At 69.5% G+C, this 15588-nt stretch carries 17 protein-coding genes; 11 read left to right on the top strand and 6 right to left on the bottom strand.

Features of this window, described 5'->3' with window-relative positions; translation table 11 throughout:
- Positions 1-103 precede the first annotated feature (103 nt).
- The 5 genes from ACKTSN_RS27745 to ACKTSN_RS27725 all read left to right on the top strand — a co-directional run bounded on the left by ACKTSN_RS27745 (position 104) and on the right by ACKTSN_RS27725 (position 3996).
- The gene (locus ACKTSN_RS27745; protein ID WP_129799914.1) at positions 104-1084 is read left to right on the top strand and encodes a ribose-phosphate diphosphokinase; all 981 of its coding nucleotides are present in this window, start codon (positions 104-106) and stop codon (positions 1082-1084) included.
- A gap of 186 nt (positions 1085-1270) precedes the next feature.
- Positions 1271-1879 carry a 50S ribosomal protein L25/general stress protein Ctc gene (locus ACKTSN_RS27740; protein ID WP_409471597.1) on the top strand — a complete coding sequence of 203 codons (609 nt, stop codon included), beginning with the start codon at positions 1271-1273 and terminating at the stop codon, positions 1877-1879.
- Between the two features lie 69 nt (positions 1880-1948).
- Entirely contained in the window at positions 1949-2551 is a 603-nt protein-coding gene (gene pth, locus ACKTSN_RS27735; protein ID WP_409471596.1) for an aminoacyl-tRNA hydrolase, read from the top strand.
- A gap of 138 nt (positions 2552-2689) precedes the next feature.
- Complete coding sequence (locus tag ACKTSN_RS27730) at positions 2690-3178, top strand: hypothetical protein (RefSeq protein ID WP_409471595.1); 489 nt, start codon at positions 2690-2692, stop codon at positions 3176-3178.
- Positions 3179-3315: 137 nt separating this feature from the next.
- Positions 3316-3996, top strand: a complete 681-nt coding sequence (locus tag ACKTSN_RS27725; protein ID WP_409471594.1) for an LPXTG cell wall anchor domain-containing protein — start codon at positions 3316-3318, stop codon at positions 3994-3996.
- A 70-nt stretch (positions 3997-4066) separates the two neighbouring features.
- On the opposite strand, the gene ppc is transcribed toward ACKTSN_RS27725, so the two are convergent.
- Entirely contained in the window at positions 4067-6808 is a 2742-nt protein-coding gene (ppc, locus tag ACKTSN_RS27720) for a phosphoenolpyruvate carboxylase (protein ID WP_409471593.1), read from the bottom strand.
- 314 nt (positions 6809-7122) lie between these two features.
- Here ppc and ACKTSN_RS27715 point away from each other — a divergent pair, with 314 nt between their 5' ends.
- Both ACKTSN_RS27715 and ACKTSN_RS27710 read left to right on the top strand, forming a co-directional pair.
- Positions 7123-8142 (top strand): acyl-CoA desaturase, encoded by a 1020-nt coding sequence (locus ACKTSN_RS27715; protein WP_409471592.1) that lies wholly within the window; start codon positions 7123-7125, stop codon positions 8140-8142.
- Entirely contained in the window at positions 8139-8816 is a 678-nt protein-coding gene (locus tag ACKTSN_RS27710; protein ID WP_224738088.1) for a TetR/AcrR family transcriptional regulator, read from the top strand. Before ACKTSN_RS27715 ends, ACKTSN_RS27710 begins: the two co-directional genes overlap by 4 nt.
- A 24-nt stretch (positions 8817-8840) precedes the next feature.
- Here the strand turns inward: ACKTSN_RS27710 and ACKTSN_RS27705 are convergent, their stop codons facing one another.
- Positions 8841-9644: a trans-aconitate 2-methyltransferase gene (locus ACKTSN_RS27705; RefSeq protein WP_409471591.1), complete on the bottom strand. Its 804-nt coding sequence runs from the start codon at positions 9642-9644 to the stop codon at positions 8841-8843.
- Between the two features lie 103 nt (positions 9645-9747).
- Here ACKTSN_RS27705 and tamR point away from each other — a divergent pair, with 103 nt between their 5' ends.
- Complete coding sequence (gene tamR, locus ACKTSN_RS27700; RefSeq protein ID WP_224735024.1) at positions 9748-10245, top strand: MarR family transcriptional regulator TamR; 498 nt, start codon at positions 9748-9750, stop codon at positions 10243-10245.
- On the opposite strand, the gene ACKTSN_RS27695 is transcribed toward tamR, so the two are convergent.
- Positions 10204-10977 (bottom strand): response regulator transcription factor, encoded by a 774-nt coding sequence (locus ACKTSN_RS27695; RefSeq protein WP_409471590.1) that lies wholly within the window; start codon positions 10975-10977, stop codon positions 10204-10206. The two genes, tamR and ACKTSN_RS27695, sit on opposite strands and share 42 nt — an antisense overlap.
- 295 nt (positions 10978-11272) lie before the next feature.
- On the opposite strand from ACKTSN_RS27695, the gene ACKTSN_RS27690 reads away from it, so the two are divergent.
- From ACKTSN_RS27690 to ACKTSN_RS27680, 3 genes are all read left to right on the top strand, one after another.
- Complete coding sequence (locus tag ACKTSN_RS27690) at positions 11273-11728, top strand: GNAT family N-acetyltransferase (RefSeq protein WP_409474933.1); 456 nt, start codon at positions 11273-11275, stop codon at positions 11726-11728.
- Between the two features lie 127 nt (positions 11729-11855).
- The gene (locus ACKTSN_RS27685; RefSeq protein ID WP_409471589.1) at positions 11856-12044 is read left to right on the top strand and encodes a hypothetical protein; all 189 of its coding nucleotides are present in this window, start codon (positions 11856-11858) and stop codon (positions 12042-12044) included.
- Positions 12041-12181, top strand: a complete 141-nt coding sequence (locus ACKTSN_RS27680) for a hypothetical protein (protein ID WP_409471588.1) — start codon at positions 12041-12043, stop codon at positions 12179-12181. The genes ACKTSN_RS27685 and ACKTSN_RS27680 overlap by 4 nt, the downstream gene beginning before the upstream one ends.
- Positions 12182-12203: 22 nt before the next feature.
- On the opposite strand, the gene galK is transcribed toward ACKTSN_RS27680, so the two are convergent.
- From galK to galT, 3 genes are read right to left on the bottom strand one after another with little or no spacing between them, the layout of a single operon-like run.
- Positions 12204-13370: a galactokinase gene (galK, locus tag ACKTSN_RS27675; RefSeq protein ID WP_409471587.1), complete on the bottom strand. Its 1167-nt coding sequence runs from the start codon at positions 13368-13370 to the stop codon at positions 12204-12206.
- A gap of 28 nt (positions 13371-13398) precedes the next feature.
- Positions 13399-14361, bottom strand: coding sequence for a UDP-glucose 4-epimerase GalE (gene galE / locus ACKTSN_RS27670; RefSeq protein ID WP_409471586.1), 963 nt, complete (start codon positions 14359-14361; stop codon positions 13399-13401).
- On the bottom strand, positions 14358-15419 hold the full coding sequence (galT, locus tag ACKTSN_RS27665; RefSeq protein WP_409471585.1) for a galactose-1-phosphate uridylyltransferase: 1062 nt from the start codon (positions 15417-15419) through the stop codon (positions 14358-14360). Before galT ends, galE begins: the two co-directional genes overlap by 4 nt.
- Positions 15420-15588 lie beyond the last annotated feature (169 nt).

The following is a 15588-nucleotide window of genomic DNA, read 5'->3' as shown; positions in this document are numbered from 1 at the left end:
TGATAAGTGCACACCCGCACCCCCACCAGCTGAGACGACGCCTTTCGTCCAGTTGAGACGTCGTGTCAACACCCAGCTGAGACACCTCTGAGGAGACAGTGCTGTGACCGGGATCAAGACGACCGGCGAGAAGAAGATGATGTTCTTCTCCGGCCGCGCCCACCCCGAGCTTGCCGAGGAGGTCGCCCACCAGCTGGGTGTCGGGGTTGTCCCGACGAAGGCCTTCGATTTCGCCAACGGTGAGATCTACGTCCGTTACCAGGAGTCGGCGCGTGGTGCGGACTGCTTTGTGATCCAGAGCCACACGGCTCCGATCAACCAGTGGATCATGGAGCAGTTGATCATGATCGATGCGCTGAAGCGTGCGTCGGCCCGCTCCATCACGGTCATCGTGCCCTTCTACGGTTACGCGCGGCAGGACAAGAAGCACCGGGGTCGTGAACCGATCTCGGCGCGTCTGATCGCGGATCTGATGAAGACGGCGGGTGCGGACCGCATCCTGACGGTGGATCTGCACACGGACCAGATTCAGGGCTTTTTCGACGGTCCGGTGGACCATCTGTTCGCCCTGCCGCTGCTCGCGGACTACGTGGGCGCGAAGGTGGACCGGGAGAAGCTGACGGTGGTCTCCCCGGACGCCGGCCGTGTGCGGGTCGCCGACCGTTGGTGTGACCGTCTCGGCGCGCCGTTGGCGATCGTGCACAAGCGGCGTGACAAGGACGTCGCGAACCAGGTGACGGTTCATGAGGTGGTCGGTGAGGTTCGGGGCCGGGTCTGTGTGCTGGTGGACGACATGATCGACACCGGTGGCACGATTTGCGCGGCGGCTGACGCGTTGTTCGCGCATGGTGCTGAGGACGTGATCGTGACCGCGACGCACGGTGTGCTGTCGGGTCCGGCGGCGGACCGGCTGAAGAACTCCCGGGTGAGCGAGTTCGTGTTCACGAACACGCTGCCCACGCCGGGTGAGTTGAGCGGGGATCTGGACAAGATCACGGTGCTGTCGATCGCGCCGACGATCGCGAGTGCGGTGCGTGAGGTGTTCGAGGACGGTTCGGTGACGAGCCTGTTCGACGAGCAGTAGACCTCTCACGTCTGATCAATTTCACTACGGCCTTCCTCGGCGAGTACTCTGTTGCAGTTGCTCGGCGAGGGAGGCCGTGGTCCGTTCTGGGACGGGGTACGGCGGTCCGTTATCGACGCGCTCTTCGTAGCAGGCCGTTCGTGGCCGGGTGACCCCGTCCGTTTCTGACCTCTACGAGGAGTGATCATGTCCGAGGTGAAGCTCACCGCCGAGACGCGCAAGGAGTTCGGCAAGGGTGCCGCCCGCCGTATCCGCCGCGACAACAAGGTTCCCGTCGTTCTGTACGGCCACGGCGCGCAGCCTGTGCACCTGACCCTCCCGGGTCACGACCTGCTGCTGGCGCTGCGTACGCCGAACGTTCTGATCTCGCTGGACATCGACGGCAAGAGCAACGAGCTGGCGATTCCGAAGTCGGTGCAGCGTGACCCGCTGAAGGGTTTCCTGGAGCACGTCGACCTGCTGCTGGTGAAGCGTGGCGAGAAGGTCAACGTCGAGATCCCGGTGCAGACCGAGGGCGAGCTGGCTCCGGGCGGCAACCTGCTGGAGCATGTGCTGAACGCGCTGCCGGTCGAGGCCGAGGCCACCCACATCCCCGAGGCCGTCACGGTGTCCGTGGAGGGTCTGGAGGCCGGTGCCTCCATCCACGCCAAGGACATCACCCTGCCGAACGGTGTGACGCTGGCCGTCGACGAGGACGCGGTTGTCCTGCAGGTGCTGGCCGCGCAGGCCGAGGAGGCTCCGGAGGGCGAGGAGGCCGCCGCGGGTGAGGGCGCGGAGGCGTCTGCCGAGGCCTGATCCTCACTTTTCTCGTTTTGTCAGCCGCTGTTCCCTGTGGGGGCAGCGGCTGGCGCGTATCAAGGAGATATGAACGTGACGACCGATGCGGGCGCGCCCTGGCTGATCGTGGGGCTGGGGAATCCCGGTCTGGAGTACGCCATGAACCGGCACAACGTGGGGTTCATGGTGGCTGATCTGCTGGCGGAGCGGGTCGGGGGCAGGTTCAAGCGGGCGGGGAAGGCGCAGGCGCAGGTTGTGGAGGGCCGGATCGGTCCGCCGGGGCCGGCGAGTCGTCGGGTGATTCTGGCGAAGCCGATGTCGTACATGAACCTGTCGGGTGGTCCGGTGAACGCGCTGCGTGATTTCTACAAGGTGCCGGTGGCGAATGTCGTGGCGGTGCATGACGAGCTGGACATCGATTACGGGACGTTGCGGTTGAAGCTGGGGGGTGGCGACAACGGGCACAACGGTCTGAAGTCGATGACGAAGGTGATGGGGTCGGACTATCACCGGGTGCGGTTCGGGATCGGGCGTCCTCCGGGTCGTCAGCAGGTCGCGGATTTTGTGTTGAAGGATTTCTCGTCCGGGGAGCGCAAGGAGCTGGACTATTTCGTGGACCGGGCGGCGGATGCGGTGGAGTGTCTGGTGATCGAGGGGCTGGAGCGGGCGCAGGGGACGTACAACTCCTGACGGTCGGCTCCTGGCGGTCAACCTCGTGCTGCCCGGATCCCATCTCCCCTTCACCTCAGGAACGTTGGACTCCCCTGTCCCTGGTTCCCGTCCGGCCGAGATTGACTTTGGGCAAGGCGATGGCCAAGGATCGCGGCCATGCCTACTGCCGTCGTCTCCACTCAGGGCGCGTTCACGGTGCTGCGGTTCGGGCGGCTCGCGGCGATGGGGGTCGTCGCCGCGCTGATCCTGATCGCGGGGGTGTGGGCGTCCTGGAGTTCCGCCCAGTACGTGATGCTCACCAAGGGGCGGGAGAGCGGGACCATCGAGGTGACGGGGTGCGGTGCGGACACCTGCACCGGGCCCTACACGCCGATCTCCGCGGGGTCGCAGGCCCGGGAGCGGGTCGTGATCGAGAACTCGGCCGCCGTGGCGGACGGCGAGACGTACACCGTCGTGATGAAACCCGGCAGCAGCGAGGTCGTCCGGTCCGGTCCCGCCGGGATCCTCTACTCCTGGGTGCCGTTGGGCGGGGCGCTGCTGCTCGCGTCGGTGGTGGTCGCGGGCGGGCTGGGGCGGACGTGGGCGGCGTGGGTCATGGCCGGATCGGGGTTCGCGCTGATCACGGCGGCTTTTCTGGTGATCTGAGCCGGCAACGCCGATCTCCACATCTGTGAAGAGTCTGAGCGTTGCCTGTTCGTGCTTGTTCCGTCGGCGGGCCGGGCTGGAGGATGAGCCGCCCCCTCCACATCTTCCCCATTGGTTTCTCGAAGATGGACTGCCCCATGCGTACCCTCACTCGCGCCGGCGCCCTGTCCGCCGTCGCCGCGGCCGCCCTGCTCGTCTCCCCGGCCGTCGCCCACGCGACCGCCCCGGGCGACAACGGCACCGTCAAGATCCACGACGCCACCACCGGCGAGGAGCTCCGCAAGAACGAACCGCACGTCTGCACGTTCTACCTGGACGCCTTCGGCTTCGACGCCGGCCAGCAGATCGACTGGCACATCGAGGCCTGGGCCCCGACCGCCGCCACCAAGGGCGAGACGGTGACGGCCGGCGCCCTCACCCTCGACGCCGACGGTCACGGCCGTACGGAGGACATGTCGCTGCCCGACGGACACTACAAGCTGTTCTGGAACTTCGACGGCGAGCACGGCTCGGCCAAGCACAAGGTGTTCTGGACGGACTGCGAGGACTCCGAGGAGGGCGGCGGTACGACGCCGTCCGCCTCGCCCTCGCCCTCGCCGACGTCGGGCGCGAGCGCCGCCCCGACCGCGTCCGCCAGTGCGGAAGAGCAGGCTCCGGCCGCCTCTTCCGCCCCGTCCGCGCAGGGCGGCGGCAGCGAGGGCGACCTCGCGGAGACCGGTAACGGTGCGCCCGTCGGTCTGCTCTCCGGCGCCGCGGCCGCGCTGCTCGCCGCCGGCGGTTACCTGGTCTTCCGGCGCCGGAAGGCCGACCAGGGCTGACGGCCGTAACAGAACAAACGGTGCCCCCGTGCTCGTAGGCAGCACGGGGGCACCGTCATGTCGGCTCGGGTCAGCCGGTGTTGCGCAGGCCGGCGGCGACGCCGTTGACCGTCAGCAGCAGGGCCCGCGCCAGCAGCGGGTCGGGCTCGGCGCCCGTGGCCGCGGCGTCGCGCTGGCGCTTCAGGAGGGCCACCTGGAGGTAGGAGATGGGGTCCAGGTAGGCGTCGCGGATGGTGAAGGTCTGCTTCAGGACGGGCTGGGCGTCGAGAAGTTCGTCCTCGCCGGTGACGCGGAGGATCTCCCGCACGGTCAGTTCGTGCTCGGCGCGGATGGTGTCGAAGACGTGCTTCAGCTCGTCGGGGACGAGGGTGTCGACGTAGTGCCCGGCGATCCGCAGGTCCGTCTTGGCCAGCGTCATCTCGACGTTGGAGACGAAGTTGCGGAAGAAGTGCCACTGCTCGTACATCTCGTCGAGCACGGTGTCCAGGCCCGCCTCGCGCAGCGCCTTCAGGCCGGAGCCGACGCCGAACCAGCCGGGGACGATCTGCCGGGACTGGGTCCAGCCGAACACCCACGGGATGGCCCGCAGTCCGTCCAGGCCCGCGCCCGAGTCGGGGCGGCGGGACGGCCTCGACCCCAGATGCAGATCGGCGAGCTGGTCGACCGGCGTGGAGGCGAAGAAGTACGCCGGGAGGTCCGGGTTCTCCACCAGCCTGCGGTACGCCGCGTGCGCCGCGTCGCTGACCACGTCCATCGCCGCGTCCCAGCGGGCCAGCGCCTCCACGGACTGGCGGGGCGCGGTGTGCAGGGCGGACGCCTGCAGGGTCGCGGCCACCGTCAGCTCCAGGTTCTCCCTGGCCAGCGACGGGATCAGGTACTTGTCGGAGATGACCTCGCCCTGCTCGGTCACCTTGATCTCGCCCTCCAGGGTGCCCCAGGGCTGGGCGAGGATCGCGTCGTGGGTGGGGCCGCCGCCGCGGCCGACGGTGCCGCCGCGGCCGTGGAAGAGGCGCAGCCGTACGCCGTAGCGGTGGGCGACGTCACGCAGTCGCCGCTGGGCGCGGTGGATCTCCCACTGCGAGGTGGTGATGCCGCCGAACTTCGAGGAGTCGGAGTAGCCGAGCATGACCTCCTGCACGTCGCCCCTGAGGGCGACCAGGCGCCGGTAGGAGGGGTCGGCGAGCATGTCCTCGAGGATGGAGTCGGCGGCCTTGAGCTCGTCCGTCGTCTCCAGCAGTGGCACGATGCCGATCTTCGCCCAGCCGGCGTGCAGGTCGATCAGGCCGGCCTCGCGGGCCAGCACCGCCGCCGCGAAGACGTCGTCGGCGCCCTGGCACATCGAGATGATGTACGACTCGATGACCTCCGGCCCGAATACCTCCAGGGCCCGCTTGACCGTCCGGAAGACGCCGAAGGTCTTCTCGCCGGCCGCGTCGACGGGCGCGGGCATCGGGGCCAGCGGCCTGCGCGACCTGAGTTCCTTGGCGAGCAGCTTCGTACGGTAGTCGCGGGGCATGTCCGCGTATCGCCAGGACTCCTCCCCCAGCCGGTCGAAGAGCTGGCCGAGGGCGTGGTGGTGGGCGTCCGCGTGTTCGCGTACGTCCATGGTGGCGAGCTGGAGGCCGAAGGCGGCCAGCGTGCGGATGGTGCGGTCGAGGCGGCCGTCGGCGAACAGTCCGCCGCGGTGCTCTCGCAGGGAGGTCTGGATCAGCTTGAGGTCGTGGAGCAGCTCGCTGGTGCCGAGGTAGTCGCGGCCCGCGTCGTGCGGGATGCCCTTGGCGAGGCGCTGCTTGGTGTTCTCCAGCTTCTGCCGGATGCAGGTGGCCTTCAGGCGGTAGGGCTCCTCGGCGTTCAGCCGCTTGTAGCGGGGGCTGATCTCGGGGAGCCGCTCGAGGTCCGTCTGGAGGGAGTCCAGCAGTTCCTCGGTGGCGCCCGTGTACCTGATGGAGTTCGACAGGAAGCCGCGCAGCTCGTCGATCATCTCCAGGGCGTCGTTGATGCCGTGCTCGTGCTGGAGGATCAGCACCTCCCAGGTGACGTCCGGGGTCACGTTGGGGTTGCCGTCGCGGTCGCCGCCGATCCAGGTGCCGAAGGTGAGCGGGCGGGTGTCGTCGGGGAGCCTGACGCCGACGCGCTCCAGCTCGGCGGTGAGGTCCTCGAGCACGTCACCGACGGCGCCGGCGTGCAGCTCGTCGAGGTAGTAGATCGCGTTGCGGGCCTCGTCGGCCGGTTCGGGGCGTACGACGCGCAACTCGTCGGTCTGCCATACGAGGTCGATGTTCTCGGCCAGACGGGTGTCGTGGCGGCGCCGGTCGGCGTCGATGACGGGGGTGTCCAGCAGCTCGGCGATGCGCCGCAGCTTGTTGAGGACCGAACGGCGGGCGGCCTCCGTGGGGTGGGCCGTGAACACCGGACGAACATTGAGGTGGCGGACCGTCTCGCGCAGGTGTTCCGGGTCGGCGTCCTTCAGCCGGTCGGCCGTACGGGAGAGCAGTCCGCCCTCGGCGGCGCGCTTGGCGCGCAGTTCGCGGCCGCGGTGGACCTGCTCGGTGACGTTGGCCAGGTGGAAGTACGTGGAGAAGGCGCGGACCAGCTTGGCCGCGGTCTCCAGTTCGGTGCCGCGCAGCAGTTCGGCGGCGGCCTCGCCGTCCTCGCGGGTGAGGCGGCGCACCTTCTCTACGAGTTCCAGCAGCTCAGGGCCCTCCTGGCGGACGAGCGTCTCACCGAGGAGGTCGCCCAGCCGGCGGATGTCGGCGCGCAGGGCGGTGCTGGTCGTCGTGGTGCGCGTAGTCAGGTCGTCGGCACTGCTCACAGGTGCGGCTCCTTGCAGTGTTGAAGCTCGTCTGAAGCTCGTGAGGGAGGGAACCCGGTGACCCGTTCGCGCGGCGGGGTGCCGCATACGGGCCGGATCATCCGGGAAGTAAACAGAGCGGACCGCGCTGTCCGACCGACTCCAGGATAGGTGTCGGCCGGGACGCGCAGCTCACGGGCTCTTGCCGCCGGACGGCGCACTGACATACTTACGACGCCGTAGGTTACGGAACCGTAGGGAAGGCTTTCGAGCCTTCCGCGGTCTCCCCCCAGCCACGGCACCCATCTCAACCTCGACCCCACAGGGGACGCCCCATGACCACGAGCTCCGATGTGATCGACGACGCCCCGAAGGCGACTTCCCAGGACACCTCCGCCTCCGAGCCGACCGGCACCCTGGGCGGCGACCGCAAGGGTTCGGCGGAGCAGATCGCGCTTCTGCTCTTCATCATCGTCCCGTTCCTCGCGCTGATCGCGGCCGTGCCGCTGGCGTGGGGGTGGGGCGTGAGCTGGCTGGACCTCGGCCTGCTGGTCTTCTTCTACTTCCTCGGCTGTCACGGCATCACGATCGGTTTCCACCGCCATTTCACCCACAGTTCGTTCAAGGCCAAGCGGCCCCTGAAGATCGCGCTGGCGATCGCGGGCTCGCTGGCGGTCGAGGGCCCCCTGGTGCGCTGGGTGGCCGACCATCGCAAGCATCACAAGTTCTCCGACGTGGAGGGCGATCCGCATTCCCCGTGGCGTTACGGCGAGACCGTGCCGGCCCTGATGAAGGGCCTGTGGTGGGCGCACATCGGATGGATGTTCGACGAGGAGCGCACGCCGCAGGACAAGTACGCGCCGGATCTGATCAAGGACCGGACGCTGCGGAACATCTCCCGTCAGTTCATCCTGTGGACGGTGGTGTCCCTGGCCCTGCCGGCGCTGATCGGCGGCCTGGTGACGATGTCCTGGTGGGGCGCGTTCACCGGGTTCTTCTGGGGGTCACTCGTCCGGGTGGCGCTGCTGCATCACGTGACGTGGTCGATCAACTCGATCTGCCACGCGGTGGGCAAGCGGCCATTCAGGTCACGGGACAGGTCGGGCAACGTTTGGTGGCTGGCGATCCTGTCCTGCGGCGAGTCCTGGCACAACCTGCACCACGCCGACCCGACCTCCGCGCGGCACGGTGTGGAGCGCGGTCAGATCGACTCCTCGGCCCGGCTGATCCGCTGGTTCGAGCTGGCCGGGTGGGCCTACGACGTGCGCTGGCCGTCACGCTCGCGTATCGATTCCCGCCGGAACACCGGGGGAGACGGCTCCCGGCGCGGGCGGGAGACCGCCAAGGCGGCATGATTGACGGCGTGGCGACCGACTCCAGCAGCACTCCCAGCAACGAGAAGCCGCGGCGCACGCGCCGTACCCGTATGACCGGTGCGGAGCGTCGCCAGCAGCTGCTGGAGATCGGTCGCACCCTCTTCGCCGCGAAGGGCTTCGAGGGCACGTCGGTGGAGGAGATCGCGGCGAAGGCCGGGGTGTCCAAGCCGGTGGTGTACGAGCACTTCGGCGGCAAGGAAGGTTTGTACGCGGTGGTCGTGGACCGCGAGATGCGGCGCCTGCTGGACATGGTGACCAGCTCGCTGACCGCGGGCCATCCGCGTGAGCTGTGCGAACAGGCGGCGTTCGCGCTGCTGGACTACATCGAGGAGTACACGGACGGTTTCCGCATCCTGGTCCGTGACTCCCCCATCCCGCAGTCGACCGGCTCCTTCGCGTCTCTCATCTCGGACATCGCCACACAGGTGGAGGACATCCTGGGCCGCGAGTTCAAAAGCCGCGGCTTCGACCCCAAGCTCGCCCCCCTCTACGCCCAGGCCCTGGTCGGCATGGTCGCCCTGACCGGTCAGTGGTGGCTGGAGGTACGCCGTCCCAAGAAGGCGGAGGTGGCGGCGCATCTGGTGAACCTGGCGTGGCACGGGCTGGACGGGCTGGAGCAGAAGCCGCGGTTGATCGGGCACCGGAAGAGCTGATTCCGAGCTGATTCGGGAGGCTGGTCACGCCTCTTTCCGGGCGATGGCGAAGATTCGGCGGAACGGGAACGGGGTGCCGTGCGGGCCGGCCGGGTAGGCCCGGCGTAGGGCGGTGCGGTAGTCGTTCAGGAACTCGTCCTTCGCCGCAGGGTCGTCCGCGAGGGCGGTGAGGACGGGGCGTAGTCCGGTGCCCTTCACCCAGTCGAGGACGGGGTCCTCGCCGGTCAGCAGATGGATGTACGTGGTCTCCCAGACGTCGGCCGTGCAGCCGAGGGCGGTGAGGTGTTCCAGGTAGGTCTCGGGGGCCAGGACGGCGTCTTCGTGGCGCAGGACGCCCCTGAGGCGTGGGTCGGCAGCGGCGAGGTCGCGCATCAGGCGGTGGCTGGGGGCGTCGAAGTTGCCGGGGACCTGGAAGGCGAAGGTGCCGCCTGGGGCGAGGGCGGCGATCCAGTCGCCGAAGCGGTCGGCGTGGCCGGGCACCCACTGGAGCGTGGCGTTGCTGATGATCAGGTCGTGCGGCTCCGTCGGCGTCCAGGTGCGCACGTCGGCGTCGGCGAAGTCGAGGCGGCCGCCGGCCGGGGTGGGGCCCGCCTGGGCCTGGGCGTCGGCGAGCATCTCCGGGGAGTTGTCGTAGCCGGTGATGTGCGCGGTGGGCCAGCGCCGGGCGAGCAGGGCCGTGACGTTGCCGGGGCCGCAGCCGAGGTCGGCGATGCGGGGCCGGCCGGCGGGGAGGTCGGGGACGTGGGCGAGGAGGTCGGCGAAGGGGCGGGCGCGGTGGCCGGCGTGACGCAGGTACTGGGCGGGGTCCCAGGTGGCGGCGGCGGACATGGCGGGCCTTCCTTGGAGTCACCGTAGGTCGGCTCCAGCTTGCCCCCCAGGATATCTTGACGTCAAGAGACTTCACGTCGACACAACCACTACACTGATCGCCATGGAGGACGAGGTCGATCGGCTGGTCGCAGCATGGCGCCGGGAGCGCCCGGACCTCGACGTGGAACCGCTCGAGGTGCTCAGCCGAGTGAGCAGACTTGCCCGGCACCTGGACCGCGCACGCCGGCTGGCCTTCGCCGAGCACAACCTGGAGCCCTGGGAGTTCGACGTCCTGACGGCACTGCGCCGCGCGGGCACCCCGTACCAGCTCTCCCCCGGACAGCTGCTGACCCAGACCCTGGTCACCTCGGGCACGATGACGAACCGTATCGACCGCCTGGCGAAGAAGGGCCTGGTGGAACGCCTGCCCGACCCCAGCGACCGGCGTGGCGTCCTGGTCCGCCTCACCGACGAGGGCCGGGACCGCGCCGACCAGGCGCTGGCGGGCCTGCTGGACCAGGAGCGGGCGATCCTCGCGGAGCTGTCCCACGCCCAGCGCAGCGAACTGGCGGCGCTGCTACGCCAGTTGACCGCCCCGTTCGACAACATCCCCAGCTAGGTCCACGGGCCCGACCCCCGCCCTGCGCGCCAGCGCGACGGCGGCGAGGGTGGAGTGGACGCCGAGCTTGCCGAGGACGTTCTGCATATGCGTCCGTACGGTGTGCGGGGACAGATACAGCCGCTCGGCGACGGCCTTGCGCCCGAGCCCCGCGACCATGCACCGCAGCACCTCCCGCTCCCGCGGGGTGAGGGACTCCACCAGCCGCTCGCTCTCGGTGCGGTGCTTCCGGGCGGCCGTCAGCTCGCGCAGCACCCCGGTGAGCAGGGCGGGCGGCAGATGCGTCTCGTCGCGCAGCACACCTCGTATGACCGTGAGCAGCCGGGACAGCGAACAGTCCTTGGCGACCCACCCGCCGGCCCCCGCCTGCAGGGCGAGGGCGGCACGCCGCGGATCGTCCTTCTCGGCGAGTACGACGATCCGCGCCGCGGGCTGCGCCGACCGGACCGCCGCGACGAGGGAGATCCCGTCCACAACCCCGTCCACGCCGCCCTCCTGCACGGGCACGGGCACGGCGGGCCGCACTGCGGGTACGTTCCCGCCCAGATCGGCGTCGACGAGCAGTACGTCGAACCGGCGGCCCTCGGCAGCCGCGCGCTCCAGGCTGCGCAGCGCGGCGGGACCGCTGCCGGCCGCGGAGACGTCGACGTCGGGCTCGGCGGCCAGGGCCGCGGCGAGGGACTCGGCGAAGATGCGGTGGTCGTCGACGACCAGGACTCGGATGCGAACCACAAAACCCCCTTCCCCACGCTCTCCAAGAGCAGGGGATCCATCGTCGGGAGCCGCCGACCGGTGCGGGTACGACGCCCGAAGCGCTCCCGGGTTGTTGTTTCTGCCGTTCCCCAGGACGGGGTCGCCGCAGCCGCACGGCCGCCGCCGTGCAGAAACTGCTACCCCCACTTCGGGCGTCGTACCCGACTTGTCTCGCCCCCTGAACAGCACCGGCCCCCACCGGTGCCGTTCATCAGGGTACGGCCGGGGGCCGGGAGCGGAAGGTAATTTGCAGAACTGGTTGTCCGACACGTTTATGGTGAGCCGCATGTTTCGTATGGAGACAGAAGTCGACAAATCCCGGCGTGATCTCCTCCGCACCCGGCTCCGCAACAGCAACACGGCCGCGTCCCCCGTCCTGCGCGACCTGCGCGGAACCCCCGCTGAACGCGAAGTCCCCCTCCACGTGTGGGTGTTGGACGGCTCGGACGCCCTGGCGGGCGGGCTGGTGGGGCATACGTGGGCGGCGTGGCTGCACGTGACGTACCTGTGGGTCGACGAACGCCACCGGGGCGCGGGGCTGGGTTCGCGACTGCTGTCCGAGGCGGAGCGGGTGGCGCGGACGGAGCGGGGCTGCTCGGCATCCCGGCTGGAGACGTGGGACTTCCAGGCGCCGAAGTTCTACGAGAAACAGGGGTACGACGTGGTGTGCGCGATCCCGGACTATCCGCCGGGGATCACGGAGTTCACGCTGACCAAGCGGCTGGGATGAGACGGTCAGAGGTCCCGCGAGGCGCTGGAAGCCGCACCTGAGCGCGAGCCCGCAGATACGGTGCCCCCCATGCGCACCATCGGCGAACTCCGCACCGCTCTCACCATGGGCTACGGCTTCCCCGGTGATGCCGACGACTTCGAGGCCGAGTTGGCCCGCGAGGATCAACCGTGCCGACCCCGCCGACCTCACCGGCGTCGTCCGCCTCGTCGAGGAATTCCGCGGCCGGGTCATCGCCCGCCAGGATCCCGACTTCGACACCGCTGTCGCCGCGGCCGTCACCAAGATCCGCGCCGCTCGGAAGAGCGGCCGGTGACCGAGGAGCAGCAGCCCGTCGTCGCCGAGATCACGTCTGAGGCCTACGTGTACGACGCCCCACCGCCCGAACCCGGCCTGATCCGCATCGCCCTCGTGTCGCCCGTCCGCTTCGCGGGCGGCGGGACCGGGTTCTGAAACCGGCACCGCCGCGCCCGCGTCACCTCACCCGCCGCGCCCCCGCCGAAGGCACCGCCTCGAACACCCGCGGTGCAGTGAAGCCGGCTGCCGCGAAGGACTCCTCCACCGCCTTGGTGATCGTGTCCACGTCCGCGACGTCGGCCAGGACGATCGCCGAGCCGCCGAAGCCGCCGCCCGTCATGCGGGCGCCCAGGGCCCCTGCCGAAAGCGCGGTGTCCACGACCAGGTCCAGCTCCGGGCAGGAGATGCGGAAGTCGTCGCGCAGCGAGGCGTGGCCCTCGGTGAGGACCGGGCCGATCGCGCGGGTCTCGCCCGATTCCAGGAGGGCGACGACTCGCTCGACTCGTTCGTCCTCCGTGACCACGTGGCGGACCAGGCGGCGGATCTCCTCCTCGTCGCCCAGGCGGGCCAGCGCCGCGTCCAGCTCGGCGTAGGGGATGTCGCGGAGGGCGTCGACGCCCAGCAGCGCGGCACCCTTCTCGCAGCCGGCGCGCCGCTTGCCGTACTCACCGGTGCTGTGTTCGTGCTTGACCTGGGTGTCGACGACCAGCAGGCGCATGCCCTCGGCTGCGAGGTCGAAGGGGATCTGACGCTGGGAGAGGTCGCGGGTGTCCAGGAACAGGGCGTGGCCCGCGGTACAGCAGGCGGAGGCCGTCTGGTCCATGATGCCGACCGGGGCGCCGACGTAGACGTTCTCGGCGCGCTGGCACAGCCGGGCCAACTGCCAGCCTTTCAGGCCCAGTTCGTAGAGATCGTTGAGCGCCAGGGCGATCACGACCTCCAGTGCCGCCGACGACGACAGACCCGCGCCCGCCGGGACCGTGGAGGTCAGGTGGACGTCCGCGCCGGTCACCTCGTGGCCGGCCGCGCGCAGCGCCCAGACCACGCCCGCCGGGTACGCCGTCCAGTTCCTGTCCGACTCCGGCTCCAGGGCGTCGACGTCCAGTTCGACGACGCCGCCCTCGACGTCCGACGAGTGCAGACGCAGTACGCCGTCGTCGCGGCGCGAGACCGCGGCGACCGCGGTGTGCGGCAGCGCGAACGGCATCACGAAGCCGTCGTTGTAGTCGGTGTGTTCGCCGATGAGGTTGACCCGGCCCGGTGCGGCCCACACGCCGTCCGGCTCGGCCCCGTACAGCCCCTTGAACCGCTCGGCGACAGTCCCTGCGGCGACCTCGCTGCTCATACCCCTGACCCCTGACCTTCCGTACGTTCTACTTGCCGTGCCGCTGCGCGAAGTCCCACGCGTCCGCGACGATTCCCGCGAGGTCCGCGCGGGACGGGTTCCAGCCGAGGCGGGCGCGGGCCGTGTCGGCCGACGCCACCAGGACCGCCGGGTCGCCGCCGCGGCGCGGGGCCACCACCTCGGGAATCGGGTGGCCGGTGACCTGGCGGACCGTCTCGATGACCTGGCGGACGGAGAAGCCGTTGCCGTTGCCGAGGTTGCAGATCAGGTGCTCGCCCGGGGTCGCCGCCTTGAGGGCCAGCAGGTGCGCCTCGGCCAGGTCGGCGACGTGGATGTAGTCGCGGACGCAGGTGCCGTCCGGCGTCGGGTAGTCGTCGCCGTAGACGGAGATCGCGTCGCGCCTGCCCTGGGCGACCTGGAGGACCAGCGGGATGAGGTGCGACTCGGGGTCGTGGCGCTCGCCGAACGCGCCGTAGGCGCCCGCGACGTTGAAGTAGCGCAGCGACACCGCGCCCAGGCCGTGGGCCTTCGCCTCGCCGGTGATCATGTGGTCGACGGCGAGCTTGGAGGCGCCGTAGGGGTTCGTCGGGGCGGTGGGCGCGGACTCGACGATCGGGACCTGCTCCGGTTCGCCGTACGTCGCCGCCGTGGAGGAGAAGACCAGCCTGCGTACGCCCGCCTCGCGCATCGCGCCGAGCAGGGCCATCGTGCCGCCGACGTTGTTGTCCCAGTACTTCTCCGGCTTCACGACCGACTCGCCGACCTGGGAGGACGCGGCGAAGTGGAGCACGGCGTCGTACGAGGAGTCCAGCCACTTGGCGGCGTCGCGGATGTCGCCCTCGACGAAGGCGGCGCCGGCGGGCACGCCCTCGCGGAAGCCGGTCGAGAGGTTGTCGAGGACCGTCACCTCATGACCGGCCTCCAGCAGATGCTGGGCGACCACGCTGCCGACGTATCCCGCACCACCCGTGACCAGGTACTTCCCACTCATGAACTCGCTACCTCTCGCAGTCGCTCGGCCGCGCGCTCCGGCGGCACGTCGTTGATGAACACGCTCATGCCGGACTCGGAACCCGCGAGAAACTTCAGCTTGCCGGAAGTACGGCGGATGGTGAAAAGCTCCAGGTGAAGCGCGAAGTCGTCACGGCTGACGCCCTCGAACTCCTCCAGATGGCCGAACGGGGCCTGGTGCCAGGCCGCGATGTACGGCGTGGGCGGTTCACCTTCGCCGAAGATCCGGTCGAAACGCCTCAAGAGTTCCAGATAAACCTGGGGGAATTCCGAGCGCGCCGCCTCGTCGAGCCCGAGCAGATCCGGCACCCGGCGGCGCGGGTACAGGTGAACCTCGTACGGCCAGTGCGCGGCGTACGGCACGAAGGCCACCCAGTGTTCACTCGCGAGGACGACCCGCTCGTCGGCGAGTTCACGCTCCAGGACGGCGTCGAAGAGGTTCTCCCCGCCCGTCGCCTCCTTGTGGGCGGCGAGCGAGCGGAGCATCTGGGCGGTGCGGGGGGTGGTGAAGGGGTAGGCGTAGATCTGGCCGTGCGGGTGACCCAGGGTCACACCGATCTCGGCGCCGCGATTCTCGAAGCAGAACACCTGTTCCACGGAGGGCAGGTGGGACAGCTCGGAGGTACGGTCGGTCCACGCGTCCAGAACCAGCCCGGCCTGCTCCTCGCTCAGGTCGGCGAAGGAGGCGTTGTGGTCGGAGGTGAAGCAGACGACCTCGCAGCGGCCGGAGTCGCCGGCCAGCGAGGGGAAACGGTTCTCGAAGACGACGACGTCGTACGACGAGTCCGGGATCTCGCTCAGCCGGTCGCCCTGCGTCGGGCACAGGGGGCACTCGTCGGCCGGCGGGTGGTAGGTGCGGCCCTGGCGGTGCGAGGCGATGGCGACCGCGTCGCCGAGCAGCTCGTCGCGGCGGATCTCGGAGGTCGTGACGGTCCGGTCCAGCGGACGGCGGTCGACCGCGTCGCGCACGGCGTCGTCGCGCAGGTCGTAGTAGATCAGCTCACGACCGTCGGCGAGACGGGTCGAGGTCTTCTTCACCGCGGACTCTCCATTCGAGCCACCCAAGCATTCAACAGAACTCAACATACCAAAACACAACTCACCACGACAGTCAACATCACAATCAATCAAAGCTCGACATCGGACGTGTTCAATTAGCGAACGCGGAGGCGTAGGTTCCGCCCTGGATCAGTTCAGGAATCGGTTC

Source organism: Streptomyces flavusporus (assembly GCF_046267975.1).
GTDB classification, from domain to species: domain Bacteria; phylum Actinomycetota; class Actinomycetes; order Streptomycetales; family Streptomycetaceae; genus Streptomyces; species Streptomyces flavusporus.
Note: the sequence above shows the minus strand (reverse complement) of the source record. Positions and strands in the feature narration are given on the sequence as shown.